29 protein-coding genes are annotated in these 26,455 nt (G+C 59.6%); 17 read left to right on the top strand and 12 right to left on the bottom strand.

Going from position 1 to position 26,455, the window contains the following annotated elements; genetic code table 11:
- Positions 1–117: 117 nt before the first annotated feature.
- Together QNI81_RS07975 and QNI81_RS07970 are read left to right on the top strand one after the other, a co-directional pair.
- Positions 118–1,071 carry a fatty acid desaturase gene (locus tag QNI81_RS07975; protein WP_283966168.1) on the top strand — a complete coding sequence of 318 codons (954 nt, stop codon included), beginning with the start codon at positions 118–120 and terminating at the stop codon, positions 1,069–1,071.
- 102 nt (positions 1,072–1,173) lie between these two features.
- Positions 1,174–1,842 carry a helix-hairpin-helix domain-containing protein gene (locus tag QNI81_RS07970; RefSeq protein WP_283966167.1) on the top strand — a complete coding sequence of 223 codons (669 nt, stop codon included), beginning with the start codon at positions 1,174–1,176 and terminating at the stop codon, positions 1,840–1,842.
- Positions 1,843–1,942: 100 nt separating this feature from the next.
- Here the strand turns inward: QNI81_RS07970 and serS are convergent, their stop codons facing one another.
- A complete protein-coding gene (gene serS, locus QNI81_RS07965; RefSeq protein WP_283966166.1) occupies positions 1,943–3,235 on the bottom strand; it encodes a serine--tRNA ligase in 1,293 nt (430 codons plus the stop codon).
- A 255-nt stretch (positions 3,236–3,490) separates the two neighbouring features.
- Here serS and yajC point away from each other — a divergent pair, with 255 nt between their 5' ends.
- The 9 genes from yajC (at position 3,491) to QNI81_RS07920 (ending at position 9,869) form a co-directional block, all read left to right on the top strand.
- Positions 3,491–3,775 carry a preprotein translocase subunit YajC gene (gene yajC, locus QNI81_RS07960; RefSeq protein WP_005651476.1) on the top strand — a complete coding sequence of 95 codons (285 nt, stop codon included), beginning with the start codon at positions 3,491–3,493 and terminating at the stop codon, positions 3,773–3,775.
- 34 nt (positions 3,776–3,809) lie between these two features.
- Entirely contained in the window at positions 3,810–5,474 is a 1,665-nt protein-coding gene (gene secD, locus QNI81_RS07955) for a protein translocase subunit SecD (RefSeq protein ID WP_110363509.1), read from the top strand.
- Positions 5,475–5,477: 3 nt separating this feature from the next.
- Positions 5,478–6,446, top strand: a complete 969-nt coding sequence (secF, locus tag QNI81_RS07950; RefSeq protein WP_005651473.1) for a protein translocase subunit SecF — start codon at positions 5,478–5,480, stop codon at positions 6,444–6,446.
- Positions 6,447–6,704: 258 nt separating this feature from the next.
- On the top strand, positions 6,705–7,058 hold the full coding sequence (locus QNI81_RS07945; RefSeq protein ID WP_283966165.1) for an Mth938-like domain-containing protein: 354 nt from the start codon (positions 6,705–6,707) through the stop codon (positions 7,056–7,058).
- Positions 7,059–7,145: 87 nt separating this feature from the next.
- Positions 7,146–7,760 (top strand): heme ABC exporter ATP-binding protein CcmA, encoded by a 615-nt coding sequence (gene ccmA, locus QNI81_RS07940; RefSeq protein ID WP_283966164.1) that lies wholly within the window; start codon positions 7,146–7,148, stop codon positions 7,758–7,760.
- Positions 7,757–8,413 carry a heme exporter protein CcmB gene (gene ccmB / locus QNI81_RS07935; RefSeq protein WP_065330316.1) on the top strand — a complete coding sequence of 219 codons (657 nt, stop codon included), beginning with the start codon at positions 7,757–7,759 and terminating at the stop codon, positions 8,411–8,413. The genes ccmA and ccmB overlap by 4 nt, the downstream gene beginning before the upstream one ends.
- 44 nt (positions 8,414–8,457) lie before the next feature.
- Positions 8,458–9,192 carry a heme ABC transporter permease gene (locus QNI81_RS07930; protein WP_009179230.1) on the top strand — a complete coding sequence of 245 codons (735 nt, stop codon included), beginning with the start codon at positions 8,458–8,460 and terminating at the stop codon, positions 9,190–9,192.
- Entirely contained in the window at positions 9,185–9,340 is a 156-nt protein-coding gene (ccmD, locus tag QNI81_RS07925; protein WP_283966163.1) for a heme exporter protein CcmD, read from the top strand. The genes QNI81_RS07930 and ccmD overlap by 8 nt, the downstream gene beginning before the upstream one ends.
- Positions 9,333–9,869 carry a DsbE family thiol:disulfide interchange protein gene (locus tag QNI81_RS07920; RefSeq protein WP_283966162.1) on the top strand — a complete coding sequence of 179 codons (537 nt, stop codon included), beginning with the start codon at positions 9,333–9,335 and terminating at the stop codon, positions 9,867–9,869. The genes ccmD and QNI81_RS07920 overlap by 8 nt, the downstream gene beginning before the upstream one ends.
- Positions 9,870–9,896: 27 nt before the next feature.
- On the opposite strand, the gene QNI81_RS07915 is transcribed toward QNI81_RS07920, so the two are convergent.
- Positions 9,897–10,268 carry a winged helix-turn-helix transcriptional regulator gene (locus QNI81_RS07915; protein WP_283966161.1) on the bottom strand — a complete coding sequence of 124 codons (372 nt, stop codon included), beginning with the start codon at positions 10,266–10,268 and terminating at the stop codon, positions 9,897–9,899.
- 105 nt (positions 10,269–10,373) lie between these two features.
- Between QNI81_RS07915 and QNI81_RS07910 the strand changes: the two genes are divergently transcribed.
- Positions 10,374–10,994, top strand: a complete 621-nt coding sequence (locus QNI81_RS07910) for an NAD(P)-dependent oxidoreductase (RefSeq protein ID WP_283966160.1) — start codon at positions 10,374–10,376, stop codon at positions 10,992–10,994.
- Between the two features lie 7 nt (positions 10,995–11,001).
- Here QNI81_RS07910 and QNI81_RS07905 read toward each other — a convergent pair whose 3' ends face one another.
- The 3 genes from QNI81_RS07905 to acnA form a co-directional block, all read right to left on the bottom strand.
- Positions 11,002–11,706, bottom strand: a complete 705-nt coding sequence (locus QNI81_RS07905) for an SDR family NAD(P)-dependent oxidoreductase (RefSeq protein WP_168576568.1) — start codon at positions 11,704–11,706, stop codon at positions 11,002–11,004.
- A 77-nt stretch (positions 11,707–11,783) separates the two neighbouring features.
- Positions 11,784–12,131 (bottom strand): antibiotic biosynthesis monooxygenase, encoded by a 348-nt coding sequence (locus QNI81_RS07900; RefSeq protein ID WP_283966159.1) that lies wholly within the window; start codon positions 12,129–12,131, stop codon positions 11,784–11,786.
- 142 nt (positions 12,132–12,273) lie between these two features.
- A complete protein-coding gene (acnA, locus tag QNI81_RS07895; protein ID WP_283966158.1) occupies positions 12,274–15,021 on the bottom strand; it encodes an aconitate hydratase AcnA in 2,748 nt (915 codons plus the stop codon).
- A gap of 222 nt (positions 15,022–15,243) precedes the next feature.
- Here acnA and QNI81_RS07890 point away from each other — a divergent pair, with 222 nt between their 5' ends.
- Positions 15,244–15,951 (top strand): DUF1223 domain-containing protein, encoded by a 708-nt coding sequence (locus tag QNI81_RS07890; RefSeq protein ID WP_283966157.1) that lies wholly within the window; start codon positions 15,244–15,246, stop codon positions 15,949–15,951.
- Between the two features lie 97 nt (positions 15,952–16,048).
- Here QNI81_RS07890 and QNI81_RS07885 read toward each other — a convergent pair whose 3' ends face one another.
- The 3 genes from QNI81_RS07885 to QNI81_RS07875 all read right to left on the bottom strand — a co-directional run bounded on the left by QNI81_RS07885 (position 16,049) and on the right by QNI81_RS07875 (position 18,832).
- Positions 16,049–16,966, bottom strand: coding sequence for a lysophospholipid acyltransferase family protein (locus tag QNI81_RS07885; protein WP_005626487.1), 918 nt, complete (start codon positions 16,964–16,966; stop codon positions 16,049–16,051).
- 138 nt (positions 16,967–17,104) lie between these two features.
- Entirely contained in the window at positions 17,105–18,208 is a 1,104-nt protein-coding gene (locus QNI81_RS07880; protein WP_065334170.1) for a flagellar motor switch protein FliG, read from the bottom strand.
- 78 nt (positions 18,209–18,286) lie between these two features.
- Positions 18,287–18,832, bottom strand: coding sequence for a tetratricopeptide repeat protein (locus QNI81_RS07875; protein ID WP_283966156.1), 546 nt, complete (start codon positions 18,830–18,832; stop codon positions 18,287–18,289).
- 176 nt (positions 18,833–19,008) lie between these two features.
- Here QNI81_RS07875 and QNI81_RS07870 point away from each other — a divergent pair, with 176 nt between their 5' ends.
- Positions 19,009–19,461 (top strand): GNAT family N-acetyltransferase, encoded by a 453-nt coding sequence (locus QNI81_RS07870; protein ID WP_283966155.1) that lies wholly within the window; start codon positions 19,009–19,011, stop codon positions 19,459–19,461.
- A 58-nt stretch (positions 19,462–19,519) separates the two neighbouring features.
- Here the strand turns inward: QNI81_RS07870 and purB are convergent, their stop codons facing one another.
- From purB to QNI81_RS07855, 3 genes are all read right to left on the bottom strand, one after another.
- Positions 19,520–20,824 carry an adenylosuccinate lyase gene (purB, locus tag QNI81_RS07865; protein WP_005626479.1) on the bottom strand — a complete coding sequence of 435 codons (1,305 nt, stop codon included), beginning with the start codon at positions 20,822–20,824 and terminating at the stop codon, positions 19,520–19,522.
- Positions 20,825–20,937: 113 nt separating this feature from the next.
- Positions 20,938–21,198, bottom strand: a complete 261-nt coding sequence (locus tag QNI81_RS07860) for a DUF6455 family protein (protein ID WP_283966154.1) — start codon at positions 21,196–21,198, stop codon at positions 20,938–20,940.
- Between the two features lie 68 nt (positions 21,199–21,266).
- The gene (locus QNI81_RS07855; RefSeq protein ID WP_283966153.1) at positions 21,267–22,538 is read right to left on the bottom strand and encodes a bifunctional alpha/beta hydrolase/OsmC family protein; all 1,272 of its coding nucleotides are present in this window, start codon (positions 22,536–22,538) and stop codon (positions 21,267–21,269) included.
- 114 nt (positions 22,539–22,652) lie between these two features.
- On the opposite strand from QNI81_RS07855, the gene QNI81_RS07850 reads away from it, so the two are divergent.
- Both QNI81_RS07850 and QNI81_RS07845 read left to right on the top strand, forming a co-directional pair.
- On the top strand, positions 22,653–23,213 hold the full coding sequence (locus tag QNI81_RS07850; RefSeq protein ID WP_283966152.1) for an NUDIX hydrolase: 561 nt from the start codon (positions 22,653–22,655) through the stop codon (positions 23,211–23,213).
- Between the two features lie 5 nt (positions 23,214–23,218).
- A complete protein-coding gene (locus QNI81_RS07845) occupies positions 23,219–24,118 on the top strand; it encodes an endonuclease/exonuclease/phosphatase family protein (protein ID WP_283966151.1) in 900 nt (299 codons plus the stop codon).
- Between the two features lie 10 nt (positions 24,119–24,128).
- On the opposite strand, the gene dddP is transcribed toward QNI81_RS07845, so the two are convergent.
- Complete coding sequence (gene dddP / locus QNI81_RS07840; protein WP_283966150.1) at positions 24,129–25,472, bottom strand: dimethylsulfonioproprionate lyase DddP; 1,344 nt, start codon at positions 25,470–25,472, stop codon at positions 24,129–24,131.
- Positions 25,473–25,653: 181 nt separating this feature from the next.
- Here dddP and QNI81_RS07835 point away from each other — a divergent pair, with 181 nt between their 5' ends.
- Entirely contained in the window at positions 25,654–26,421 is a 768-nt protein-coding gene (locus tag QNI81_RS07835; RefSeq protein WP_283966149.1) for a heme-dependent oxidative N-demethylase family protein, read from the top strand.
- Positions 26,422–26,455 lie beyond the last annotated feature (34 nt).

Below are 26,455 nucleotides of genomic sequence, written 5' to 3'. Positions count from 1 at the left end.
TATTTATAGCTGTTCAAATACTTGTCATAGGGCGTATGCATATTAACTGATTGAAAGAGAATTTAATCCGATCCCGCCGTCACGCGGGCGTCACAGAGCGTATTTATGGGGTCAGGCATGGATCTGAGAGCCTACACACGCCAGTACACCGAGAAAGACAACCGGCTTGCCGCGTTGAGCTATTTCGGAACATTCGCCGTTTATTTTGCGGCCCTTTATCTGGCGATTTCCTATTCACATCTTTGGTATGTGATGTGGCCTGCGGGCATTGTTTTTGCGTTCAGCGCAGTGCGTCTTTATGTGCTGCAGCATGACACCGGGCACCACTCGCTGTTTGAAACCCGTCGGCAGAATGAATGGGCGGGGCATGGGTTGTCGCCTTTCACATTCGCCCCGTTTGAGGTGATGAAGCAGAACCACAACCTGCATCACGCCAATGTTGGCAACCTTGAACACCGCGAGACGGGTGAAATTCACACTATGACGGTTGGAGAATGGCAGCGCGCCAGTGTCTGGCAGCGGCTGCAATACCGTCTCTATCGCAACCCGTTTGTGCTGGTGCCGCTTGGGGCTGCCTTCACCTATTTTATCCGCTATCGCTGGCCGAAGAACACGCTTGAATTCGGCGTGATGCAGGTGGTTTTACATAACCTCGCCATCATCGCGTGGCTCTACGCGCTCTATGCGATTGCGGGGGGCGAGGGGTTGTTGATTTGGCTCGGGTTTTCCTTCCTTGGCGGGATGATCGGGGTGTTTCTGGTCTATCTGCAGCATAATTTCGAGGACACCTACTGGGACCGCCGCCCGGACCTCAACCCGCGTGTTGCGGCGCTGCAGGGTTCATCGTGTCTGGATTTTGGCTGGTTCTTTGATTTCGCCGTCGCCAATATCACGCTGCATGACATCCACCACTTTAACGCGCGCATCCCCAGCTATCGGCTACGCCAGTGCCATTACAACATGCCTGAGGAGATGGCGCCGCGTCGGATCAAATTCGGCGAAGCGATACGCGCGCTTGGGCTGAAACTCTGGGACGAGGATCAAAAGCGGTTGGTTCCTTTCCCGAGTTGAAGGGCGCGCGCCGCCTCGCAAGAGATGTTGGACATATCGCAAAAACGAGTGCTAACCTCTGAAATTGATATTACTCAGGATGTTGCGAGGAATTACGAACGTATGACCCCAATTGTAAAACTCCCAGGCGTAGGACCTGCACTGGCAAAGGCGATGCAGGATCACGGTATTCGCTCTGTCGAAGATGTGGCTGCGCGATCCGAAGCAGAGTTGACGCAAGTGCCACGGTTGGGCGTTGCCCGCGCGGCGAGCCTCAAGGCGGCAGCGCAGAAGATGGCAAAAGAGGGCGCGGCACCTGCGTCTGCGGCATCCCAACCTGCAGCCTCTCCAAGGCGCCAAACCACAGCCGCGAGAAAGCCACGCACAGCGCGTGCAAAACCCGCACCGGCCAAAGCCGTTGCTGCCGCCAAAGAGGCCGCACAATCCGCCGCCAAAGCCGTCAAAGCAGGTACAAGTGCTGCCGCAGAGGATACGCGTGAAAGCGTGCACAGCGCTGTTGCCGCTGCCGAGGCTGCGCGCCTAGCGGCAGAAGAAAAAGCCGCCAAAGCCGAGGCCAAGGCCGCCAAAGCTGCCAAAAAGGCCAAAGCCTTGATGGCTGAATTTGCAGCCGCCAAGGAGAAAGCCTCCTCTAAAGCCGTAAAAGAGAAGGGCAAGGCGAAAAAGGAAATCGCCAAAGAAAAGGCGAAAGAGGAAAAGATCCTCTCTGAGAAGTCTGACGGTAAAAAGAAAAAGAGCAAAAGCAAAAAGAACAAAAAGAAGAAAGACAAGTGATCGTCTCAGGTTCGGGCCTGATCCACGTGTTCTAAAAAGAAAAACCGGCGCTGTATGAGCGCCGGTTTTCTTGTTTGATGTATGCGTTGCCGCGCGAAGGTCAGGCCAGCGTGCCCTCAGTGGTGAGGGTCGATTTGCCCCCAAGGTAGGGCGCAAGTGCTGCGGGCAGTTTGACCGAGCCATCCGCCTGCTGGCCGTTTTCCAGCACCGCAATGAGACAACGCCCGACCGCAAGGCCAGAGCCATTGAGCGTGTGCAAAAACTCAGGCTTGCCGCCATCGGCGGGTTTGAACCGGGCATTCATGCGGCGAGCTTGGAAATCACCGGTGGTGGAGACCGACGAAATCTCACGGTAAGTGTTCTGGCCGGGTACCCAGGCTTCGATGTCGAATGTGCGGCGCGCGCCAAAGCCCATATCGCCAGTGCAGAGCACCACGGTGCGATAGGGAATGCCGAGTTTCTCAAGGATGCCTTCGGCGCAGCCCAACATGCGCTTTTGCTCGTCATCCGACGTCTCGGGATGCACGATCGACACCATCTCGACCTTCTCGAACTGGTGTTGGCGCAGCATGCCGGAGGTGTCTTTGCCAGCCGACCCGGCTTCCGACCGGAAGCACAGCGTATGGGCGGTATAGCGGATTGGCAGCGTGCTTTCGTCGATGACGTCACCGGCGACCGAATAGGTCAACGGCACCTCGGAGGTCGGCACCAGCCACCAGCCGTTGGTGGTCTGATAGCTGTCGTCACCGAATTTCGGCAGTTTATCTGTGCCGTACATCGCCTCGTCACGCACCAATACGGGCGAATTCACCTCGGTGAGGCCGTTTTCGTCCACATGGGTGTCGACCATGAACTGTGCCAATGCGCGGTGGATGCGGGCGACAGCGCCTTTCAGCACCACAAAGCGCGCGCCAGAGATCTTGGCGGCTGTCTCGAAATCCATCGCCTTGGCGACGCCTGCGATCTCGAAATGCTCCTTGGGTTCAAAGTCGAACGCAGGCACATCGCCCCAGCGCTTCACCTCGACATTGTCGTCCTCGTCTGCGCCCTCGGGCACGTCCTCGGCCGGGCTGTTGGGGATGCGCGCCAGCATATCGGTGAGCTTTGCGTCCAGTTCCTTGGCCTCGGCCTGCATGGTGGTAACTTCGGCCTTTTTGTCGGCGACCTCGGCCCGCAAGCGTTCGAACTCCGCCTCATCGCCTTTGGCCTTTGCGGCGCCGATGGCTTTGGCAGCTTTGTTCTGATCGGCCTGCGCGGTTTCTGCCGCGAGGATCTTGGCGCGACGAGCTTCGTCCAGCTCCAGCACCTGAGAGGACAGGGCAGACTCTCCACGGCGGGCCAGGGCGGCGTCAAATGCGGCCGGGTTCTCGCGGATTGCACGGATGTCATGCATGGGTCTGCTCCTATGATGCAGTTTGAATCAGTGCCGTTAGCTATGCCCGAGCGGGGGGCGAAGGGGAAGGGGGCAGCACCGGCCCACGGTGATCTTGTGGCGGTTGCTGTGGCATAGAAGAGCGAAAAGCGCCCTGTGAGCAGTGAAAGCCTACCTGATCACGTCCGCCCCGCCTTGCAAAGCCCTGTGGCTGCGCATAGGTTCCACGCAAAATCCGGGGCCAAGATGGCCCCCAAAGACAGAAGGAAATACCCTATGGATGGTGGCGCAATCGCCCAGTTTCTCCCGCTGATCCTAATCTTTGCGATCATGTACTTCCTGCTCATTCGTCCGCAGCAGAAAAAGATGAAGCAGCACCAAAACATGGTTGAGGCCCTGCGCCGTGGCGATCAGGTGATCACCCAAGGCGGTGTGATCGGTAAGGTCTCCAAGGTCAAAGAAGACGGCGAGCTTGAAGTAGAGATCGCTGAGGGTGTGAAAGTTCGTGTGGTTAAATCCACCATTGCTCAGGTGCTGAACAAGACCGAGCCCGCATCCTGAGCCTCGCCTCGCACGCTACTGAAAAGGCAGGGTAATGCTGCAAATTGATACCTGGAAGAGGGTGCTCATCTGGCTGGTCTGCGTGGCCGGCCTTTTGGCTGCCCTGCCCAATGCGTTCTACACCCGTGTGGAACAATCCAATGACGCCTGGGCCCAAATTGAGGTTGAGGGCGAAACCCCTGAGCGTCTGACGGTGGCCGAGCAATGGCCCGAGTGGATGCCCTCGGGGCTTGTGAACCTCGGTCTTGACCTGCGCGGTGGCGCGCATCTTCTGGCCGAAGTTCAGGTCAGCGATGTCTACACCGCACGGATGGATGCGCTCTGGCCCGAGGTGCGCAACGTTTTGCGTGATGAGCGCGGCACCATCGGCACGTTTCGCCGCATCCCCGAGGCACCCGCGGATCAGATTCGTCTGCGCCTGTCGGATGCTGCGGGCATGAGCCGCGCCCTTGAACTGGTGCGCGGTCTGGCCAATCCGGTGACCTCGCTCACCGGGGCGGGGGCCACCGACATTACTGTCAGCGGGCAGGGGGATGTGATCACCATTGCGCTCTCGGATGAGGAAAAACTCGCCTCTGACGATCGCACCGTGCGCCAGTCGCTTGAAATCATCCGCCGCCGGATCGACGAGGTTGGCACCCGTGAGCCCACCATCCAGCGTCAGGGCAGCGACCGGATTCTCATTCAGGTGCCGGGGATTGGGTCCGCGGCCGAGCTGAAAGACATTATCGGCACCACCGCGCAACTGACGTTTAATCCGGTGGTGAGCCGTGGCTCTGACGCTGATGCCAGCGCGGGGATCGGCAATAAGGTGATCCCGTCGATTGATGAGCCGGGCACTTACTACACGGTAGAATCCGCGCCTGTGGTCACCGGCGAGGAACTGGTCGACGCGCAGCCTGCCTTTGATCAGAATGGCCAGCCTGCGGTGAACTTCCGCTTTAATACAGCGGGGGCCCGTAAATTTGGCGACTATACGGCCCAAAACATCGGCGCACCCTTTGCCATCGTGCTCGATGACGAGGTGATCTCCGCTCCGGTGATCCGCTCGCATATCCCCGGTGGCTCCGGCATTATCACCGGGAACTTCAGCGTTGAGGACAGTACCCAGCTTGCGGTGCTGCTGCGCGCTGGCGCGCTGCCTGCGGAGTTGCAATTCCTCGAAGAGCGCACCATCGGCCCCGAGCTTGGTCAGGACAGTATCGATGCGGGTAAGGTGGCGACTGTTGTCGCCTTTGCCGCGGTGCTGGTCTTTATGGTGCTGAGTTACGGTCTGTTTGGCTTCTTTGCCAATATCGCGCTGATTTTGAACATCGCGCTGATTTTTGGCGCACTGAGCCTGATTGGCGGCACGCTGACCCTTCCGGGCATCGCCGGTATCGTTCTGACAGTGGGTATGGCAGTGGACGCCAATGTGCTGATCTTTGAACGCATCCGCGAAGAACTAAAAGCAGGGCGGGGTCCGGCGCGTGCGATTGACGAGGGCTATGCCAAGGCGCTCTCGGCGATCGTGGATGCCAATATCACCACCTTCATCACCGCCGTGATCCTCTTCGCAATCGGCTCCGGCCCGGTGCGTGGCTTCGCCATTACCCTTGGCCTCGGCATTCTGACCTCGGTCTTCACCGCGATTTTCGTCACCCGGCTGATCATCGTGATGTGGTTCGAACGTCGCCGTCCCAAAACCATCGAGGTGTAACTGATGCGCTTGAAACTGGTACCCGAAGGAACCTCCTTCGACTTCTTCAGGCTCTGGAAGCTCTGGCTCGGCATCTCTGCCATGATGGTCGTGATCGGCTTTGCCTCCTTTGCGCTGCAGGGGCTGAACTTTGGCATCGACTTCCGGGGTGGCACCACCATCCGCACCGAGGCCACGCAGGATCTTGATATCGGGGTTTACCGCGATGCCATCGCGCCGCTGGAACTGGGCGACATCACCATCACCGAGGTGTTTGATCCGACGTTTGACGAAGATCAGCATGTCGCGATGATCCGCATTGAGGCGCAGGAGGATGGCGAAGCACTGTCCAGTACCGTTATCGCCGATGTGCAAGGCGCGCTGGATGCGGTTGCGCCGGGGATCAAGTTCATTTCGGTCGAAAGCGTCGGCCCGAAGGTTTCGGGCGAATTGGTACAGACGGCGATCATGGCGGTGGCTTTGGCCATCGGCGCGGTGCTCGTCTATATCTGGTTGCGGTTTGAGTGGCAGTTTGCCCTTGGTGCAGTGGCGGCACTTGTGCACGATGTGATCCTGACCATCGGCGTGTTCTCCGAGCTTCAGATCAAGTTCGACCTTGCGATCATCGCGGCCCTTCTGACCATTGTGGGCTATTCGTTGAACGATACCGTGGTGGTGTTTGACCGGGTGCGGGAAAACCTGCGTCGCTACAAGCAAAAGCCACTGGCCGAGGTCCTGAACATCTCGATCAACGAGACACTGAGCCGGACAATGATGACCTCTGTGACAACATTGCTGGCGCTGATCTCGCTCTATGTTCTGGGCGGCGACGTGATCCGCGGGTTTGTCTTTGCGATGATCTGGGGCGTTGTAGTCGGGACCTATTCGTCGATCTTCGTGGCCTCTACCATCTTGCTGTGGCTGGGCGTGAAGCGCGACTGGACCAAGAACAACGACACCACAGGCAATCAGTTCGCCAATATCGACGCCTGATTGGCGCGCTATGACCCTGAGACAGCCGCGGCGTGATGCTGCGGCTGTTTGCATTTCAGCAAGGTTCTATGTGCGGCGATGCGTGCTGGGGGCGCTGCCCCCAGACCCCCGGGATATTTGGGGTTAGAAGAAGCAGGGTTTCATCTTTTTCTAAATGCCTCGGAGCGCGAGGCAGAGCCGCGCTTGTTCAGTTGTTGGTTTCGAAGGTGGTATTGGCGTGATATTCAGAGGGGCGAACATGCTGACAGGAGATCCGCTATGCGCCTCAATGAAGTGGTCTATTCCGATGCCGTACGAATTGATGGATATGGTGCGGGATTCTTTCGTGTCGGTGGTGAGGTCAAGGACGGCGCTATCCTGACCGGGGCGAAGGGGACATCCACGTGGGGTGGGTATACCGATCAGGCGTCTTTGTTGGCGCTGGCTGGAGACGTGGATGTTCTGTTCATCGGCACCGGTGCTGAGATTGCGCATATTCCAAGTGAACTACGTCAGGTGCTGGAAGAGGCGGGATTGGGGGTTGAGGTGATGAACTCTCCCGCTGCCTGCCGTACTTATAATGTGCTTTTGTCCGAAGGCCGGCGTATTGCACTGGCAGCACTGCCGGTTTGATCTGGCGCAAGGCGGTGCGGGGCTATCGCTGCTTTTGCTGAGCCGTGATAAGGCGTTGGGCCAGAAGAGCGACAAATCGGAACAAACATGATTGAGGTCAGGGATCTTGGGGTGAGCCGGGGCGGGATGCCGGTACTGGCAGGGGTGCAATTTGCGCTCTCGCCGGGCGAGGCGCTGGTGTTGCGCGGTCCTAACGGGATTGGCAAGACCACGCTGTTGCGCACGCTCGCGCGCCTGCAGCCGCCGCTCGGTGGTGAAATCCTCGGGGACGTTGATGACATCGTTTATGCGGCCCATGCGGATGGGTTGAAGTTGACGCTGACGGTGGACGAAAACCTCGCCTTCTGGGCGCGGGTGTTTGGGGGCGGCGACCCTGAAGCTGCGATTAGGGCGTTTGATCTGGCCGCGCTGCGGAACCGTCCGGCTGGGGGGCTGTCTGCGGGGCAAAAGCGCCGCCTGTCCTTGGCGCGGCTGATGGTCACGGGGCGGCGGCTCTGGATTTTGGATGAGCCCACCGTCAGTTTGGATGCAGCCTCCGTTCAATTATTTGCCTCGACCATTCGCACCCATCTGAGGGCAGGCGGAGCGGCGATCATGGCGACCCATATCGACCTCGGGATCGAGGGGCGTGTTCTGGACCTTGCCCCATTCAAGGCAAAGCTTCCGGCCTTTGATGCGGATGACACGGGGGGCTTCTTGTGATCGCGCTGCTGGTTCGGGATTTGCGGCTGGCCTTTCGCGCCGGGGGCGGCTTTGGCTTAGGCCTTGCGTTCTTTTTGATCGTGACGGTGATGGTGCCGTTCTCGGTTGGGCCGAACTCCGACACGCTGTCGCTGATTGCGCCGGGGATTCTGTGGCTCGGAGCCTTGTTGGCGTGCCTGTTGTCGCTGGATCGCCTCCTGGCACTGGATTGGGAGGATGGCTCGCTCGATTTGCTGGCCACGGCCCCTTTGCCGCTCGAAGGCGTGTTGAGCGTCAAGGCCCTGGCACATTGGCTGACCACCGGGCTGCCGCTGGTTCTGGCCGCGCCTGTGCTGGGGGTGCTGTTGAACTTGCCTGCTGGCGGATACCTCTGGATCACGCTGTCGCTTTTGATTGGCACCCCGGCACTGTCGGTGGTTGGCACCTTTGGCGCGGCGCTGACCGTGGGGCTGAAACGTGGCGGCTTGCTGTTGTCGCTTCTGGTTATGCCGCTTTATGTGCCGACCTTGATTTTTGGTGCCGAAGTCGCCCGCCGGGGGGCCTCAGGTATGAGCGTGGAAACACCCCTGTTGATGCTGGCTGGGATTACCCTTGGCACCATCGCCCTACTGCCCTTTGCCTCCGCTGCTGTGCTGCGCGTCAATTTGCGCTGATGGCGGTGATTGTGATGACCGGAAACAAGAGCTAGATAGCCACCATGTCGATCTGGGAATATGCCAATCCGAAGAAGTTCCTGCGCACCAGCGAGCGCGTGTTGCCAGCCCTCTGGGTGGCAGCAGGCGCATGTATTGTGGGCGGGTTGATCTGGGGGTTCTTCTTCACGCCGGATGATTACCGGCAGGGCTCTACCGTGAAGATCATCTACCTGCATGTGCCCGCCGCGCTGATGGCGATCAATGCATGGTTCATGATGCTGGTGGCCTCGCTGATCTGGGTGATCCGCCGCCATCACGTGAGCGCGCTGGCCGCCAAGGCCGCCGCGCCCGTGGGGGTGGTGATGACGCTGATTGCGCTGATCACCGGCGCGATCTGGGGGCAACCGATGTGGGGCACGTGGTGGGCGTGGGATCCGCGACTTACCTCGTTCCTCGTGCTGTTCCTGTTCTACCTTGGCTATATCGCGCTGTGGGAGGCGATTGATAATCCCGACACCGCCGCGGATCTGACCTCGATCCTCTGCTTGGTGGGGTCGGTTTTTGCTGTCCTGTCGCGTTATGCGGTCAATTTCTGGAATCAGGGCCTGCATCAGGGGGCATCGCTGTCGCTTGATAAGGAAGAGAATGTCGCGGATGTTTTTGCCTTTCCGCTTTATGCCTGCATGGCCGGGTTCGGCTTGTTGTTTATTGCGCTGGTGCTCTATCGCACCGGCACCGAAATTCGTGCGCGCCGGATGTCTGCACTGATCGCGCGGGAAAGGATGATGGATGCCTGATCTGGGGAAATATGCCGACACCGTGCTGTCCGCTTATGGGGTGTCGCTGCTGCTGTTGCTGGCGCTCTTGGTGACGACCTTGATGCGCGGCGCAAAAGTACGGGCAGACTTGAAACAGGTTGAGGAAAGGATGCGCCGCAATGGCTAAGATCTCGCCGATGATGGCTATTCCTGTCGTGGTGTTTGCGGCGTTTGTGGGCCTCGCCCTCGTGGGGATGGGACGTGAAGACCCCGAAAGCCTGCCCTCGGCGCGCGAAGGCAAAACCGCCCCGCCAGTGGCGCTGAGCGCGTTCCCTGGCAAAGAGAATTTTGACGATGCCACACTGCGCGATGGTGAGGTCAAGCTGGTGAACTATTGGGCCAGCTGGTGCGGCCCTTGCCGCGCCGAACACCCCAGCCTCACGGCGCTCTCGGAAGAGGGCGTTCCGATCTATGGGGTGAACTACAAGGATCAACTGGGCAACGCGCAGAGCTTTCTTGAGGAACTGGGCGACCCTTACGCCGCAGTCGGCCGGGATGAGCAGGGCCGCATGGCGCTGGACTGGGGGCTGTACGGTGTGCCGGAAACCTATGTGATTGACGGCGAGGGCACCATCGTGCTGCGCTTTGCCGGGCCGATCACCAGCCGGGTACTGGAAGAGACCATTCGCCCGGCGATGGAAAAGGCGGCGCAATAGGCGCGGCCTCTCCTTCACAGTTCGAGATCAAGAGTTCACGGTTTCTCGCGCGTCATAAGAGGCGCGCGAATTGCGGATTCCAGGCTGATTGTGTTCGGCCCATTGCGCCAACTGGCCAATGGCGGCGTGCAGGGAGTGGCCGCGCGCGGTCAGGCTGTATTCCACCTGCGGCGGGGACAGGTCCAGAACCTGACGCGCGACCAGCCCGTCGCGTTCCAGATTGCGCAGCGTCACCGACAGCATACGTTGCGAGATCGCATCAATAACCCTTCGCAAGGCATTGAAACGACAGGGGCCTTTGGACAGTTCAAGGATGACCAGAACAGACCATGCATCTCCGATGCGGTCCAGCACATCTCGGATGGCGCAGTCGTGGTCCACAGCGCGGCGACGTCCCATGGCGGTTCCTTTCAGGTAACTATGTGCCCAAAACATGCGTATTCCGGGCGCGGTTCTCTGCACTTAGGTAGTTCTTATCAGTAACTATCAATTTGGAGAGACCAGATGAAGCTCTTTGTTCTAGGCGGCACCGGCATGATTGGCAGTCGGATCGTAACCGAAGCTCTGTCGCGCGGTCACGATGTCACCATTGGCAGCCGCAGCCCCGAGACCTCAGCGCCCCAAGACGGTGTCACCGCCGTGCGGGTGGCGCTCGATGATACCGCCGCGCTTGCGGCGCAGGCCGAGGCCGCGGATGTGACCATCACCGCCGTCAGCCCGCGCAGCACCGGCGATGCGATCGCAGAGTCCAACGCCTATGCGGATGCTTTGATTGCGGCGCTGGGGCAGAACCGCGTCGTGGTCGTGGGCGGAGCCGGATCGCTCAACCTGCCCGACGGCAGCCCGGTGGCGGATGTGGTGCCAGAGGCCTACCGCAGCGAAGCGCAGGGCATGCGCCAGGCCTATGAAAAGATCGCCGCCAGCGATCTGAATTACACGGTGATGGCTCCGGCCGGGCTGATCGAACCCGGAGAACGCACCGGCACGTTCCGCCTTGGTGGCCGTCAGTTCATGACGGACGAAGAGGGCAACAGCCGCATTTCGGCAGAGGATTTTGCCGTGGCCCTGCTGGATGAGGTCGAAACCCCACAGCACAGCCGCCAGATCTTCCACGCGGCCTACTGATGGTCCGTCAGAGCCGGTAGCCGCCTGCGACGGTCAGGATCTCACCGGTGATGAAGCTGGCCTCGTCTGAGGCCAGAAAACGCACCGCCTTTGCGATGTCCTCTGGCGTGCCGGGGCGTCCGAGGGCGGTGTCCTTGACAAACAATTGCGTTAAATCGTCGGAACGGGGCGCTTCGGGGACGTTGATCGCCCCCGGCGCCACCGCGTTGACACGGATGCCCTGCGGGCCGAGTTCTTTTGCCATCGCCTTGGTCCAGAGATTGAGCGCAGCCTTGCTGGCCCCATAGGTCGCAGCCCCGCGCGGTGGCAGATCCGCATTCATCGAGGAAATATTGACGATCGCAGCACCCGCACTCAGATGCGGCAATGCTGCGGTCAACAGTGCTTGGGGGGCGATGGCGTTTAACTCAAACACCTGCCGGTGTGCCTCGGCGTCAAAGCTCTCTATTGGGGTGCTACGAACAAGCCCTGCATTGTTCACAATGACATCAATGCGCCCGAAATGATCCATCGCTCGGGCGACCAGATTTTTGGCACTGCCATCCTGCAATAAATCACAAGAATAAGAGACCACATTGCTCTGGGCCTCAAGATCGTCAGAGGGTTTTGTTTTTTGATAGGAACGCAGAACATTGTGGTCAGCGGCAAATTTTTCGGCAATTGCGCGCCCAATGCCATAGGTGCCACCCGTAATAAGGACCGTTCGTGTCATGAGGTTCTCCTGCGTTGGGATAGACGCAGTGAACCCTCTACCGCTCAGCGATGCAAGCGGCCAACCGTGATGATGCGTCAGGTGCCGAAGCGGCGCTGAAGTTCGGTGTCATGGGGCAACTGCCCGATGACCCCCATATCAACCGTATCATAGGACTGGGTGTCGATTTCACGACGCAGATAGCGGGACTGGAACTCCATCAAGGAGCCATCCGCGATAACCACATCCACATAGGCGTCAAAGATCTTTTTGTTTGCCCAGAGGCTTACAGATTTTATTTCACCACCTTCCCGGTCGCAAAACAGCCGGGTCTCAAAGCAGCCCACGCGCTGGCGCTTCTCATCGCGCGCCAGAGCGGCTGCAAGTTCTAGAACTTCGTCGAAATTTTCCCGGTGCGGGTAATATCTGGTGAAGACAGCGATCATTTTGCGCCTCGCGTTTTGTCGCCTTAACTGACGGCATCCTAATACAATTTTCGTTATTCTTACATTACCAACGTAAAGATAACGGAAAAGGGCGGCATCCTGTGCCGCCCTTTCAACATATCGCAAAGTCTGGATGCGTAGGTCAGCTCTTTGCGAGTTTACGCAGCACGTAATGCAGCACGCCACCGTTCTCGATGTACTCAATCTCGGGTGCGGTATCGATGCGGCACTTGAGGGTGATCGTGGTCTTGGTGCCATCGCCATAGGTGATATCGCAGTCGACCTCTTGCAGCGGTTTGACCGTTTTCAGACCGCGAATATCGACCGTTTCATCGCCCGTGAGTTTGAGCGATTTGCGTGTGTCACCGCCGGTAAACTCGAACGGAATAACGCCCATCCCGACGAGGTTAGAGCGGTGAATACGCTCAAAGCTCTCTGCGATCACAGCCTTAACCCCCAAGAGCGCGGTGCCCTTGGCCGCCCAGTCGCGCGAGGAGCCCGCGCCGTATTGCTCGCCACCAAAGACCACCAGCGGGGTGCCTGCCTCCTGATGCGCCATCGACGCCTCATAGACCGAGGTCTGCGCGCCATCGGGTCCTTTGGTATAGCCGCCTTCGACACCGTCGAGCATCTCGTTCTTGATGCGGATATTGGCGAAAGTGCCGCGCATCATGATCTCGTGGTTGCCGCGACGCGAGCCATAGGAGTTGAACTCACGCGGCTGCACCTGACGGTCCAGCAGGTATTTGCCCGCCGGTGTCGTGGTCGCAAAAGAGCCCGCCGGAGAGATGTGGTCGGTGGTGACCATATCGCCAAGGATCAACAAAGGCTTGGCACCGACGACGTCCTGAATGGTGCCCGGCTCCGTGCCCATGCCCTGAAAATAGGGCGGGTTTTGGATATAGGTCGAGGCGGCGGGCCAGTCGTAGGTTTCGGCCTCGGTGGTCTCCACGCTCTGCCATTTCTCGTCGCCCTTAAACACATCGGCGTATTTGGACTGGAACGCCTCGCGGGTTACGGTGGCCTCGACCAGATCGGCGATCTCTTTCTGTGTGGGCCAGATGTCTTTCAGGTAAACGTCATTGCCGTCCTTGCCCTGTCCCAGCGGATCACGCGCAAGATCGACATTCATGTCACCCGCCAGCGCGTAGGCCACCACAAGCGGTGGCGAGGCGAGGTAGTTGGCGCGCACATCCGGGCTGATGCGACCCTCAAAGTTGCGGTTGCCGGACAGAACCGAGGTGGCGACCAGATCGCCCTCGGCAATCGCCTCGGAGAACTCTTTCTGGATCGGGCCGGAGTTGCCGATACAGGTGGTGCAGCCATAACCCACAAGGTTGAACCCGATCGCATCCAGATGCTTTTGCAGCCCTGCGGCCTCCAGATAGTGAGAGACCACCTGCGAGCCCGGCGCCAGCGAGGTTTTTACCCAAGGTTTGCGGTTCAGGCCCAGTTCATGCGCCTTTTTCGCCACCAGACCGGCCCCGATCATCACATAGGGGTTCGAGGTGTTGGTGCAGGAGGTGATCGAGGCGATCACAACCGAGCCGTCACGCAGCGCGAACTCTTCGCCCTTAACGGGGTGGGACTTGCAGGGATCAATCGGCGCGGTCGGGGCAGGGCCCTCAGATGCCATGTCAACGGCATCCGCCGAGGCATCGACGCCGCGATAATCCGACACCACTTTTTTGAAGGCCCCCGCTGCCGCATCAAGTGCGACATAATCCTGCGGGCGTTTCGGGCCAGAGATCGCAGGCACGATGGTGCCCATGTCGAGGCTCAGCGTGTCGGTATAAATCGGCGCATAGTTTTCATCGCGCCAGAAGCCGTTTTCCTTGGCATAGGCCTCGACCAGCGCGATGCGGTCCTCGTCGCGGCCGGTGTTACGCAGGTAGCGAATGGTCTCATTGTCGATCGGGAAGAAGCCGCAGGTGGCGCCATATTCGGGTGCCATATTGGCAATGGTCGCACGATCCGCCAGCGGCAGATTGTCGAGACCCGAGCCGTAGAATTCCACGAATTTACCCACCACGCCCAGCTCGCGCAGCATTTCAACCACTTTCAGCACAAGGTCGGTGCCGGTGGTGCCTTCGACCATCTCTCCGGTCAGCTCAAAACCAACAACCTCGGGAATCAGCATGGAGATCGGCTGGCCCAGCATGGCGGCCTCGGCCTCAATACCGCCCACGCCCCAGCCAAGCACGGCAGCACCATTGACCATGGTGGTGTGGCTGTCTGTGCCCACCAGAGTATCCGGATACGCCACTTCCTCGCCGTTTTGATCCACATCTGACCACACGGTCTGGGCCAGATATTCAAGGTTCACCTGATGGCAGATGCCGGTGCCGGGTGGCACCACGCGGAAGTTGTTGAACGCGCCTTGGCCCCATTTCAGGAACTGGTAGCGCTCCATGTTGCGCTCATATTCGCGGTCCACGTTCATCTGGAAGGCGCGCGCATTGCCGAATTCGTCAATCATCACCGAGTGGTCGATCACCAGATCAACGGGCACCAAGGGGTTGATTTTATTGGCATCACCGCCGAGGTTTTTGATCCCGTCACGCATCGCGGCCAGATCGACCACCGCGGGCACGCCGGTGAAATCCTGCATCAAAACACGGGCCGGGCGATAGGCGATCTCGCGCGGGTTCTTACCGCCATTTTTCGCCCACTCCCCAAAGGCCTTGATGTCATCGGTGGAGACTGAAAAGCCGCCGTCTTCAAATCGAAGCAGGTTTTCCAGCACCACCTTCAGTGCTGCGGGCAGTTTGGTAAAATCACCATATCCCGCATCTGTTGCTGCCGGGATGGAGTAGTATGAAATGGATTTTCCGTTCACGCTCAGTGTTTTGCGTGTCTTGGCTGTGTCCTGTCCGACGGTGATGGGCATGTTGGCCTCCCTCGTGAGTGCAATTAGGGACTTCGCTGCTGCTTGTCTGCATCATGCAGACATGTCGTTCAATAGTAATGACATGGGTGGATATAGTATTGCATACCTCTGTATACAATAGGGGGGGGGTGGATTTGGTGACACCTCTTTCAAGAATGATTGATTGGCCTTTGAGGCGGTCCGGGCGTACACCCGTAACCCTAACAATCTGATGGGCGACTCATGCGGCTTATTTCGCTTTCCTCTCTGATTTTCTCTGCAATTTGCGCAGTTTCCAGTCCTGTGGCTGCAGAACCGACGCCTGTGGTGGTGGAACTCTTTACCTCGCAGGGTTGTTCCTCGTGCCCGCCTGCGGATGAATTGGTCAAACGCTTGTCCGAACGTGAGGACATTCTGCCCTTGGCGTTTCATGTGGACTACTGGGATTATATCGGCTGGGCCGATATTTTTGCAGACCCGGCCCACACCGACCGTCAGCGCGGTTATGCTCAGATGGGGGGGCGCAACATGATCTACACGCCACAAATGATTGTTATGGGGCGCGAAGATGTTGTTGGGGCCGATGTGATGGAGGTCTCAGAGGTGCTGGGCAGCTATGTGGGTCAGAAGCCCAAGATGCACCTGACGGTCGCGCGCGACTCCGAAACACTGGCAGTGCGCGCGCCAGAACTCCCTGATGGGATGAGCGGGCAGTTTCGGGTACAGTTGGTGCGTTACATGCCGCTCAAGCGGGTCGAGATCAAACGGGGGGAATTGGCAGGTAACACGGTTGATTATGCCAATATCGTAGAGAGCGTGCAGGTCCTTACGGATTGGACCGGAGCCGAGCCACTGGAGCTGTCCGTCGCATTGCCCGGAGATCTGCCAGCCGCGATCTTGGTTCAGGAATGGCCATTTGGCCCGATCCTTGCCGCAGCGCGGGCCGATTAACGCCTGTCGCATTCACGCGACCGGCGCTGCCCGGTTGTTTTCGAATATCCCAAACGCGCGAACTGGTTCGCTCTTTCGCGAAATGCTTTTGGCCGGTTTAGTCCTGATAGTCAGGGTGGGGCGTGTCATGCATGGGTTTCCAGCGCCGATGTAGCCAGAACCACTGCCCCATGTGATCGCGAATGCGCCGTTCCAGATCGTCGCAGACGGCTTGCGTCATGGTGATGGGGTCGGAATGTGCGATTTCCTCGGCCACAACCACATCGAAATCCATCCCGTTCTCGCGACGGATGCCATAAATCGGGATAAAGGCGGCCTTATATTTCAGCGCCAGTTCCGCAGGAACTGTGGAGGTCAGCGCGGGGCGGCCGAAAAATGGCAGATATTGTCCGCCCATCGCGTGCATATCGGCGACAATTGCAATGTTTCCACCCGCTTTCAGATGCCGCACCATCTCGACCATGCCGCGTTTTCCCTGCTCAAACATTGGCTTGCCGGTGGCGGATATCGCTTTGACATAATGGTCGTTGAAATAGGGGTTGGCCATGCGGCGATAGAGCGACCCCATGTTGAAGCCCATCTGCACCAGCTTTGAACGCGCGGCGTCATAATTGCCAAAATGACCGGTGACCAGAACCACCGGACGCCCCTCAGCACGGGCAGTTTCGAGCGCGGCAAGGCCGGGTCCGCTGATATCAGCGGCCTTTGCCCGCGCCCAAAATGGGGCCCCTGCATAAAGCTCGGCCAATGTGCGCCCGACATTGTCCGCGACCTCATGGCAGAGACGATCAACCTCCTGGCTGCTCAGATCGGGGCGGGTGTATTGCAGATTGCGGCGCACCCGTTTGTGAAACCCCACTATTGGTGCAAGTTTGCGCAGGGTCCAGCCCATGGCGGGCACCCGCCAGCGATAGGGGATGAGCTTGAGCGTGCCGATCAGCCCGCGCAACACCACATTACTGGCAAAGTACTTTGCACGCTGGGAAAAAGTCAGCTCTGACTGAGCTACAGGCATGGGGGTTGGTGCTCCTGCTGGCGATATCGCAACGCCGGATCATAGTAGCCTCAGACTGGATGCACAAGAAACCGCAAATGAGAAACCCGCACCTAGAGGGCGCGGGTTTCAGGTAATCCGACCGAGGGAACAGACAGATTACTCTTCTTCTTCGTCCGACTTTAGCTCGATATCGCCGTTGACGACCATCTCGCGCAGCAGGTTGACGATGATGCCAAAGGCGGCCTCGCCATCGGCGCGTTTCACGCGGCCCAGCTGATTTGCTTCTTCGCGCAGGTTGTTGGCCATGCGAGTCGACATGTTTTCCAACAGGAAGGTGACGGAGGCCACATCGTCTTCTTCGGTGGCAAAGGCGATGGCGGTGGTCAATTCCTGCGGTCCCAGCGCGCGTACCAGTTTCGGCACATCCATGGCCTCGACCTTTTGGGCGATGAGCGCGAAGGTGAAGATAGATTTGCGCACGTCGGTTGCAAATTCTTCATCCTCCTCATCGAGTGCGGTCAGCACCTCCTCGCGTTTGGCGGCGGCGGATTGCGTCAGGATCGCACCAACACGTTGGCCGGGCGTTTGCTCAAACGCCACCTGCGGCCGGGCCTCGATTTGAGAGGCCAGCGACAGACCGATGCGATCCACCGTGTCGGGGGTTACGTTGCTGGTCTGGCTGACCGCATAGGTAATGCGGCGCGCAAGGGGGCCGGGTAGGTGCTGTAGCATCTGAGCGGCCTTGGCGGTGTCGATCTTCGACAGCAGCACGGCCGCGACCTCGGTGCTTTCGGCCTTGGCCAGATCGGCGAGTTCCTCCGGAGGCAGCTTGCGCAGCCGCTCCCAAGGATCGCCAAACTGACGCACGCCGGCTTCTTTGCGCAGGCGGCTGTGGGTATGGCGGCTGATCTTACCTTCCATTGCGGTCAACGCGCCGGCGAGACCGTTAGGGAAGGAAAGCCCAATGTTTTCCAACTGTTCTGCAAATTCTGCGGCCACCGCATGCAACGTCTGGCGATCCACCAGACGCATTTTGCCCATCTGCTGCGTCAGTTCGAGCTGCAGATCGTCTGGCAATTCTTCAAGCGGTACGTCTGCGCCTTCGTTGAGAAGAAGGCGCACGACGATTGCGGCTTTGGCTTTGCCGCTCAAACCAGGGAGACCCCCGGAAAGAGCAGGTGCCGGTGCGGCTGGCGCGAAATCGCCAAGCCCCATATCCGGAGATGCCATGGGGAGCGCTAAGGCTGATGATTGTTCCATTCTTGAACCTTGACCCGAAAAGATTCTCTTTCTGTCAGATCACAAGATAGACCGTTAGCCGTAAAGAAAGCCTGAAGCTTAGTAGTTAACGGTGACTCCTGTTTGAATTGCTTGTCTCAGCGAGGTCTCAGCCCATGTTCCCTCGCCCCCGCGGGCCTTGATTTCTTTCCACTGAGCCAGCGCTTGCGCATATTGTCCTGTCTCAACAAAGCCTTGCGCCATATAGCTGCGAGCAAGGATATTGTCGGGGTCCTGCGCAATTGCGCGGGTGTAATATGCCGAAGCAAGGTCACTGCGACCCAATTTGCGATTTGTGAACCCCCAATAGGTCAGGACGCGGCTATCCGTCTGCTCTGGGTGAGCGGCCAGCACCGCCTGTGCGTCCTCAAAGCGGTCGAGATAGGCCAACTCGCGTGCGGTCTCCAGAAGTTGCTGACCGTTCAGGGATGATTCTTCGGGGTTCACACATTTCTTGGCCTCATCGTCCCAGACCCGCTTGCCCCAGCATTTCTTTGTGGTTTCCGAGGGTGTCGGCGGTGTGGTCGTGTCCCCGCCAGCGGCGAACCCAGCGATCGGCATGGAAAAGGGCAGGGCGAGAGCAAGGGCAATAGCAGTAAAGCGCATGAGGACCTCCTGTGGTTTCTATCAATGACTACGTCGAAAACCCGGATGCTGCGCAAAATAAGTGATCACGATGGCGTGAAAACTCAGCGACGATTGTCACGGTGGCATCATGCGCAGTCTGAAAGATCGACAGAAGGAAATTTTTGATCAAATTATAGTGCCGGGAGGGGTGCTGAATGGATTTATCAATAGTGCGGGCGTCACCGCAGGATTTCAGAACTGTTGCGGGCCTTGTTCATGCGTTGCTGCAAGAACTCTCTGGAGGCAAGGCGACACCTATTGGCGAGCTTGAAGAGACCGCACAGGTCGTCCTGAGTAAATACGGGGTTTTCGCGCTTTTGGCATTGTCCGAGGGGCAGCCGCTTGGGGTTGTGGTGCTAAATGAATGCGCGGCGATCTACGCGGGTGGAGAATTTGGCGAGATCACGGAGCTTTATGTACGCCCCGAGGCGCGCTCGCTCGGGGTGGCTGCGCGATTGGTAGAGGCGGCAATCGTGGAGGCAACGCGCCATGGCTGGCACCGGATTGAGGTCGGCGCGCCGCCGCAGCCTGAGTGGGCGCGCACGATGCGGTTCTATTTGCGCAACGGATTTGAAGAGGTCGGCCCGCGCCTGCGCCGCCGTCTGTAAGCCAATGAAAAACCCCGCCGGTGAGGGCGGGGTTTCAGATGCGCACGGGAGGGTGGGGTTATTCGCCAAACACCCGCTTAAAGATCGTGTCGACATGTTTGGTGTGATAGCCCATGTCGAATTTCTCGTTGATGCCGTCCTCGCCCAAGGCTGCAACCACCTCAGCATCGGCCAGCAGCAATTCGCGGAAATCGACGCGATCTTCCCAGACCTTGAGCGCGTTGCGCTGCACCATGGAATAGGCATCCTCGCGGCTGACACCGGCCTGTGTCAGGGCCAGCAGCACACGCTGGGACATCACCAGACCCGGGAATTTGTTCATATTGTCGAGCATGTTTTCCGGGAACACCAGCATCTTGTCGATGACGCCCGCCAAACGGTGCAGCGCGAAATCGAGCGTCACGGTGGCGTCAGGGCCGATGCCGCGCTCCACCGAGGAGTGCGAGATGTCACGCTCGTGCCAGAGCGCCACGTTTTCCATCGCCGGGATCACCGACATGCGCACCAGACGGGCGAGACCGGTGAGGTTTTCGGTGAGAACCGGGTTCTTCTTGTGCGGCATCGCCGAGGACCCCTTTTGGCCCATGGAGAAGAACTCGGCCCCTTCGAGCACCTCAGTCCGCTGCATGTGGCGGATCTCGATCGCGATGTTTTCAATCGAGGATGCAATCACACCGAGGGTGGCAAAGAACATGGCGTGGCGGTCGCGCGGGATCACCTGAGTGGAGATCGGCTCCGGGTTCAGGCCCAGTTGTTCGCAGACGTGTTCTTCGACGCGCGGATCGATATTGGCAAAGGTGCCCACGGCGCCGGAGATCGCACCGGTGGCGATTTCTTCGCGCGCGGCGATCAGGCGTTTCTTGTTGCGGTCCATCTCCGCATAGAAACGCGCAAAGGTCAGACCCATGGTGGTGGGTTCAGCGTGGATGCCGTGACTGCGGCCAACGCGAACGGTGTCTTTGTGTTCCAGCGCGCGTTTCTTGAGCGCGTCCAGGAGCTTGTCCATTCCGACCATCAACAGGTCGGCAGCGCGGGTCAGCTGCACGTTGAAACAGGTATCAAGCACATCCGATGAGGTCATGCCCTGATGCACAAAGCGGGCTTCTTCCGATCCGACATGCTCTGCCAGATGGGTCAGAAAGGCGATGACGTCATGTTTGGTGACGGCTTCGATCTCGTCGATGCGGGCGACGTCAAACTCGACGTCCTTGGCTTTCCAGACCGCTTCCGCGTTTTCGCGCGGGATCACACCGAGGTTCGCCATGGCGTCGCAGGCGTGCGCCTCAATCTCGTACCAGATGCGGAACTTGGTCTCGGGAGACCAGACGGCAACCATATCGGGGCGGGCGTAGCGGGGGATCATAGGCAGCAGCACCTTTCAAAGACGGTGGAAGAGATGGCGCTCTCATAGACGAGCGATGCCCCGGCGGCAAGCGCCGCGCCGCAGCAGCGCCGTGCCGCTTTCCAAAATCCCCGTCAGAGGCGAGGTGTGAGGCCGTCAAAGCAGGCTTTGTTCTCGCAATAGACCGGACAGGTCGCCAGTTGGTCATGGCGGGCCTGAAGATCGCCGCAAGCCCCCTGTGCGAGACACCCTGCGCAGCGCGACACCATCTGCATCAGACGGCGCGCCTCGCCTTCGGGGTCAAGCGCCAGACGCGCGGCCTGATCTATGCCGAGCCGCTGGCTCATTCCATTGACGAGATCGGCGCTGTCACTCAGCTTGCGCATCAGTCCCATGGTGGGCGTCCTCCTGTTGCTGGCTGTGGCAACCCTAATGCGGAACGCGGGCCGCGCCTTGATGTCGATCAAATGGCTGCGGCGTCCATGTCCTGACCTTCCTGAGACATATCGGGGAGCTTTGGCGCATCTTCCAGCCGTGTCTCGACCCGAGAGCTTTGTTCAAGGGTGCGATGCACCGGGCATTTGTCAGCAATCTCCAACAATTTGGCGCGTTGCTCCTGATCCAGATCGCCCTGCAAATGGATCACCCGCATGAACCGGTCGATCTTGGCGGGGCCAGACGGAATCGCGTCCTGCGCATGGACCTTGTCGTGACAGACCTCAACGCTGATCCCGTCCAGCGGCCAGCCCTTGCGCCGTGCATACATCCTCAGCGTCATCGAGGTACAGGCGCCAAGCCCCGCCGCCACAAACCCATAAGGTGACAGCCCGCGATTGGTGCCGCCATAGGCTTCGGGCTCATCTGCCAACACATGATGGTAGGGGCCGTTTTGCACATCCTGCAAGAACCCTTCCGGGTCGGCCTCGGTGACGCGGATGACACCTTCGGGCGCGCCGGGCGGGGGGGCTGGGGGCTTCATATCCACATAGCGCGTGGCCCATGTGGCGATCATGTCTGCGGCATATTCCGCATCGCAAGGATCGGTGATCAGATGGTCGGCATCATCCAGGGTGACAAAGCTCTTGGGGTGACGTGCGGCCTGAAAGATCTCGGCGGCATTGTCGATGCCAACGGTGGCATCGCGCGGCGCATGCATCACCAGCAGTGCAGCCTTGAGGTCTGCCACCGCTTCGCCAAGCTCGGTCTGGCGGATGTCATCGACAAATTCCTTGCCGATCACAAAAGGACGCCCGCCGAGGCTGACCTCTGCCTGTCCGTCGCGATTGATCGCCTCAAGCGCGTCTTCGAAGTGATGCGCCACATGTCCCGGATCAAAGGGCGCGCCCAGCGTCACCACGCTCTTGACCGACGGGATACCTGCGCGTGCCCGCAAGACTGCGGCCCCTCCCAGAGAGTGACCGATCAGCATGTCGGGCGCCATGTTGCGGCTGGCCAGATAGCGCGCCGCCGCGATCAGATCCGCGACATTGGAGGTAAAGCTGGTATTGGCAAACTCGCCCCCGGAATGGCCAAGGCCCGTGAAATCGAACCGCAACACCGCGATCCCCATGGCCGACAGTCGCGCGGCAATCCGCCGGGCGGCGGGGATGTCCTTGGAACAGGTGAAGCAATGGGCAAAAAGGGCGGTGGCCAGTACCGGCCCCTCGGGCAGGTCGAGGCGCGCGGCAAGGTCATGTCCGGCGTGGCCGGTGAAACTGATGCGTTCGGTGGGCATGGGCGAGGCTTTCGGGGCTTGGCTTTTATGGGTCGGCTTTCCTAAGGTGCGCCGACGTCAGGGTTACGGCAAGGCGGCTGTCACAACCGTCACGGGAAGGTGAAGGAGCGTCAAATGAATGTGCATGATGTGTCAGGCCAAGCGATTGCCGGCATTGGGCGGTTTACACCCTTGGATGCGCGCGACCGGGACATGTGGGCGCGTCTCGTGAGGTTTTGCGCAAATGAACCCCGCGCGTTTGAGCGCGACCCGCAGGTTGGCCATGTTACCGCATCTGCCTTCGTGCTGTCGCCGGACTTCACGTCGGTGTTGTTGACCCATCACGCAAAACTCGACCGCTGGCTGCAATTGGGCGGGCATTGCGATGGTATTCAGGACGCCTGTTTCAACGCCACCAAAGAGGCCTACGAGGAAAGCGGGCTGTCCCGTATCCGGCTGCTGGCGCCCGAGGTCTTTGACGTCGATGTGCACGAGATCCCAGCCTCGGCCAAGGAACCGGCGCATCTGCATTATGATGTGCGCTATCTTTTTGTCGCGGAGGCAGGGGAGCCTAAGGCAAGCGAGGAGTCCCATGCGCTGGCTTGGGTGCCATTGCATCAGCTGGCCGGGGAGGCCGAAAGCGTTGCGGTTGTGGCGCGCAAATGGCCGCTCTGGCGGGAGTGGCTGGACCTGTGAACGGCATGTTGAAACTGTGCCGCGCCGGGATCTGGGCGCTGTTGATCCTTGCGATCCTGTCTTTGGCGGGCGGTTTCATGGGCGCGCTGCATCCGCTTGGCGATAGCCTTGCGGTGTTTCGCGTACCCTTTGCCGGGCTTGCGATGATCTGTGCCTTCATCCTGCGCCACGATGCGCGCGCGGCCATGCTCGGCGCGGTGGCGTCCGGTGTGATGCTGGTCAGTTGGCTGGGCCATTCACCCACGGAGACAGAGCTGCGCACACCACAGATCACGCTCTATCAGAAAAACATGCTGTGGCGGAACAACGGCAACGAGAGCCTGGTGGAGGCCATTCGCATCTCAGGCGCGGATGTCGTCACGCTGGAGGAAATCTCTCGCGAAAACATGCCGATCCTTGATGATTTGCGGACTGACTATCCGGTACAGCAGTTCTGCCCGTTTCGCCGGGTCGGAGGTGTCGCGGTGCTGGCGCGCGGTGTCACGGCGACCAACAGGCTCGCCTGCGCAGAGGACCTCGGGCTGGCCGCGATGGAGGTCGAGGGGCCAACGGGGCGATTCTGGGTGGCGGCGCTGCACCTGCCGTGGCCCTGGCCGCATGAGCAGGCAGAGCATGTGGACAGGGTGGTGCAGCGGCTGGAGACCCTCGACGGGCAGGTGATTCTCGCCGGGGATTTCAACGCCGTGGGCTGGTCCACTGCGGTGGCGCAGATCGGTGCGGCAGGCGGCATGGCGCGGGTCGGCCCCTATGCGGCGACATTTGATCTGCCGCCGCTAGATTATCCCATCGGCATTGACCATGTGCTGGCTCCGGGCGGCAAAGGCGAGATCGAGATACAGCCGAAACTCTCCTCTGACCATCACGGGGTTCTGGCCCATCTGCCATGGCCAGACGCGCCGCGGTGAGGCGCAGACCTTAAGCCTGCCCCATGAGCGCGGGATCGAAGGGGTAGGTGGTCAGGTTCTCATACCCATCCTCTGTGATCAGAACCTGATCTTCGAGCTTGATCGAGAAATCGCCGCCAACCTCGCCCACCAAAGCCTCCACACAGAGCACCGTCCCCGGCTCCAGCGGATAGTCAAACGCACCTGCCACTGCCTGATCCGGATAGGCCACCAAGGGCCATTCATCACACAGCCCCACACCATGCATCAGGCAGCCGTATTTCTGCGCCTGATATTTCGCATCCAGCACATGGGTGCCTGCGGTCAGCTCCGGGATCGTTACGCCCGGTTTTAGCATATCCATATTGGTCATAATGTGTTCATGCGCGTGCTGCATCGCATAGATCATGTCCGGGCGTGGCTTTTGATCGCCGATCCACCAACTGCGGGAAATATCGACGCAAATCCCGTAGCTTCCCACCAGATCGGTATCAAAGGAGATGATCTCGTTGCGCTGGGTGATGCGCGGGCCGCATTCCTGAAACCACGGGTTCGTACGTGGCCCCGAAGCCAGCAGCCGCGTCTCGATCCATTCGCCACCCCGGCGGATGTTCTCCGCATGCAAAACCGCCCAGATGTCATCCTCCGAGGTCATGCCATCGCCCACATTGGCGCGGGCAAAATCCTCCATCGCCTTCACGGCGGTTTCGCAGGCATGGGACGCACAGCGCATGGCAAGGATTTCGTCCTTGCCCTTGATTGCGCGGGCCTTTTCGGTGACTTCCTCGCCTTCCATGACCTCGAACCCTTGCGCCTCAAGTGCGCGCAGCCCGTGCAGCATGACCTTGTCCACCGCCAGACGCATATTGCCGCCGCCATGCTCGCCGATCAGCACGCGGATCTCGTTCGAGAGCGCATCGGCGGCCACATCAACCTTGTCACCGCGATCAAAGTAGAACAGATCCGCGCCGGAGCGTTGTTCGCGCACCAAAGGGTTGAACGTCGACAGGAACGGCGAGTTCTTATAGTCCCAGATCACCATGTAGCCATCCGCGCACAGCAGCAGCGCTCGAAACGGGTTATGGGTGTTCCACAGCTGCATATTGGTGCTGTCGGTGGCGTAGCGGATGTTGAGCGGGTCAAACATCAGCAGACCGCCATAGCCGCGCTCCACAATCGCCTGCGTCAGCCGCTGCCAGCGGTAGTGGCGCATGGCTTCCAGATTGGGCAGCTCCAGCCCTGCCGCGGCCCATTCCGAAAACGCCAACTGTGTGGGGCCAATCTCGATCCGGTCATTGTCATTGGGGCTGCCATCGCCCAACACGGACCCACGGCTGGGGTCGATCTTTCGACGATCACGGAAGTGTTCGTTCATCTTCGCCTCCCTGGCTCTTTGGCCTCAGCCTGCCGGGGCTAGCGCGGCGTGGCGTTCCCAAATGCGACCCGGAGCATGTCCGTTTTGGCCGAATTGGCGGGTCTGGCGTGTTTGGAACAATGGCTGCGCCCTGAAACTGTACAGTCGTGCACAGTTTTGACAGCGGTGCTATGGCTGACACATGACAGAGATTCTCCAGACCTCCATTCCCTATAATCCGCTTGCCCCGCGTCCATTGCCCGGTATTCAGCCGCTCAAACCGGAGGATTGGCTGCGCTTTGACGCCGGGTTTGCCGCGCAATTGGCGGAGCGGGAGCGGCTGTTGCGCGATCACCCCGATGCGGTATTGGCGATGGATGCAGGCGCCGCACCAGCCGCGCAAGAGTTGCTCGATCATGTGCTGGCGGTGCGCTATGGCGCAGGCATTGACGCCGACCACGTCACCCGGCCAGATGGTGTGAAGGTTGCGATCAATCGCGCCCAGCCGATGGAGACCCTTGGCCGGATTGCGCAGCAGGATTTCTGTATCCTGGAGAGGCCCGAAGGTGGCGCAGAACATGTGCTGACGGCGGCTGTATTGTGTTTTCCCGCCAGTTGGACATTGGCGGAGAAATTCATGAAACCGCTGCTGGCGATCCATGTGCCAGTCAAAGACTATGATGCGGGGATCGCACGCCGCGTGCAGCGGTTGTTTGACGGGGTGCAGGTGGGGCGGCCGCTCTGGCGGTTCAACGCGCTGTGGTATGCAGACCCAAGCCTGCATCAACCAAGGTTGGAGCGTGATCCGCGCCCAACTTCCACGCTCGAAACCCAAAATTACATGCGCAGCGAACTGCAGTCGATTTACCGTCTGCCAGAGACGCGCGCCGTGGTTTTTTCCATCCATACAACTGTGATGTCGCGTGCGCAGGTTCTGGCACAATGGGGCGCACGCTCTGAGATAGACTAAAAACACCCCGTAACCTGAGGGTGTTACGGGGTGT

The organism is Tritonibacter sp. AK171, assembly GCF_030127025.1.
Classification (GTDB): domain Bacteria; phylum Pseudomonadota; class Alphaproteobacteria; order Rhodobacterales; family Rhodobacteraceae; genus Epibacterium; species Epibacterium mobile.
Note: the sequence above shows the minus strand (reverse complement) of the source record. Positions and strands in the feature narration are given on the sequence as shown.

Excerpts from the sequence above, each read along its gene's own strand:
- QNI81_RS07975 (WP_283966168.1), top strand. The coding sequence starts at position 118 with ATGGATCTGAGAGCCTACACACGCCAGTACACCGAGAAAGACAACCGG.
- QNI81_RS07970 (WP_283966167.1), top strand. The coding sequence starts at position 1,174 with ATGACCCCAATTGTAAAACTCCCAGGCGTAGGACCTGCACTGGCAAAG.
- serS (WP_283966166.1), bottom strand. The coding sequence starts at position 3,235 with ATGCATGACATCCGTGCAATCCGCGAGAACCCGGCCGCATTTGACGCC.
- yajC (WP_005651476.1), top strand. The coding sequence starts at position 3,491 with ATGGATGGTGGCGCAATCGCCCAGTTTCTCCCGCTGATCCTAATCTTT.
- secD (WP_110363509.1), top strand. The coding sequence starts at position 3,810 with ATGCTGCAAATTGATACCTGGAAGAGGGTGCTCATCTGGCTGGTCTGC.
- secF (WP_005651473.1), top strand. The coding sequence starts at position 5,478 with ATGCGCTTGAAACTGGTACCCGAAGGAACCTCCTTCGACTTCTTCAGG.
- QNI81_RS07945 (WP_283966165.1), top strand. The coding sequence starts at position 6,705 with ATGCGCCTCAATGAAGTGGTCTATTCCGATGCCGTACGAATTGATGGA.
- ccmA (WP_283966164.1), top strand. The coding sequence starts at position 7,146 with ATGATTGAGGTCAGGGATCTTGGGGTGAGCCGGGGCGGGATGCCGGTA.
- QNI81_RS07930 (WP_009179230.1), top strand. The coding sequence starts at position 8,458 with ATGTCGATCTGGGAATATGCCAATCCGAAGAAGTTCCTGCGCACCAGC.
- ccmD (WP_283966163.1), top strand. The coding sequence starts at position 9,185 with ATGCCTGATCTGGGGAAATATGCCGACACCGTGCTGTCCGCTTATGGG.
- QNI81_RS07920 (WP_283966162.1), top strand. The coding sequence starts at position 9,333 with ATGGCTAAGATCTCGCCGATGATGGCTATTCCTGTCGTGGTGTTTGCG.
- QNI81_RS07915 (WP_283966161.1), bottom strand. The coding sequence starts at position 10,268 with ATGGGACGTCGCCGCGCTGTGGACCACGACTGCGCCATCCGAGATGTG.
- QNI81_RS07910 (WP_283966160.1), top strand. The coding sequence starts at position 10,374 with ATGAAGCTCTTTGTTCTAGGCGGCACCGGCATGATTGGCAGTCGGATC.
- QNI81_RS07905 (WP_168576568.1), bottom strand. The coding sequence starts at position 11,706 with ATGACACGAACGGTCCTTATTACGGGTGGCACCTATGGCATTGGGCGC.
- QNI81_RS07900 (WP_283966159.1), bottom strand. The coding sequence starts at position 12,131 with ATGATCGCTGTCTTCACCAGATATTACCCGCACCGGGAAAATTTCGAC.
- acnA (WP_283966158.1), bottom strand. The coding sequence starts at position 15,021 with ATGCCCATCACCGTCGGACAGGACACAGCCAAGACACGCAAAACACTG.
- QNI81_RS07890 (WP_283966157.1), top strand. The coding sequence starts at position 15,244 with ATGCGGCTTATTTCGCTTTCCTCTCTGATTTTCTCTGCAATTTGCGCA.
- QNI81_RS07885 (WP_005626487.1), bottom strand. The coding sequence starts at position 16,966 with ATGCCTGTAGCTCAGTCAGAGCTGACTTTTTCCCAGCGTGCAAAGTAC.
- QNI81_RS07880 (WP_065334170.1), bottom strand. The coding sequence starts at position 18,208 with ATGGAACAATCATCAGCCTTAGCGCTCCCCATGGCATCTCCGGATATG.
- QNI81_RS07875 (WP_283966156.1), bottom strand. The coding sequence starts at position 18,832 with ATGCGCTTTACTGCTATTGCCCTTGCTCTCGCCCTGCCCTTTTCCATG.
- QNI81_RS07870 (WP_283966155.1), top strand. The coding sequence starts at position 19,009 with ATGGATTTATCAATAGTGCGGGCGTCACCGCAGGATTTCAGAACTGTT.
- purB (WP_005626479.1), bottom strand. The coding sequence starts at position 20,824 with ATGATCCCCCGCTACGCCCGCCCCGATATGGTTGCCGTCTGGTCTCCC.
- QNI81_RS07860 (WP_283966154.1), bottom strand. The coding sequence starts at position 21,198 with ATGGGACTGATGCGCAAGCTGAGTGACAGCGCCGATCTCGTCAATGGA.
- QNI81_RS07855 (WP_283966153.1), bottom strand. The coding sequence starts at position 22,538 with ATGCCCACCGAACGCATCAGTTTCACCGGCCACGCCGGACATGACCTT.
- QNI81_RS07850 (WP_283966152.1), top strand. The coding sequence starts at position 22,653 with ATGAATGTGCATGATGTGTCAGGCCAAGCGATTGCCGGCATTGGGCGG.
- QNI81_RS07845 (WP_283966151.1), top strand. The coding sequence starts at position 23,219 with ATGTTGAAACTGTGCCGCGCCGGGATCTGGGCGCTGTTGATCCTTGCG.
- dddP (WP_283966150.1), bottom strand. The coding sequence starts at position 25,472 with ATGAACGAACACTTCCGTGATCGTCGAAAGATCGACCCCAGCCGTGGG.
- QNI81_RS07835 (WP_283966149.1), top strand. The coding sequence starts at position 25,654 with ATGACAGAGATTCTCCAGACCTCCATTCCCTATAATCCGCTTGCCCCG.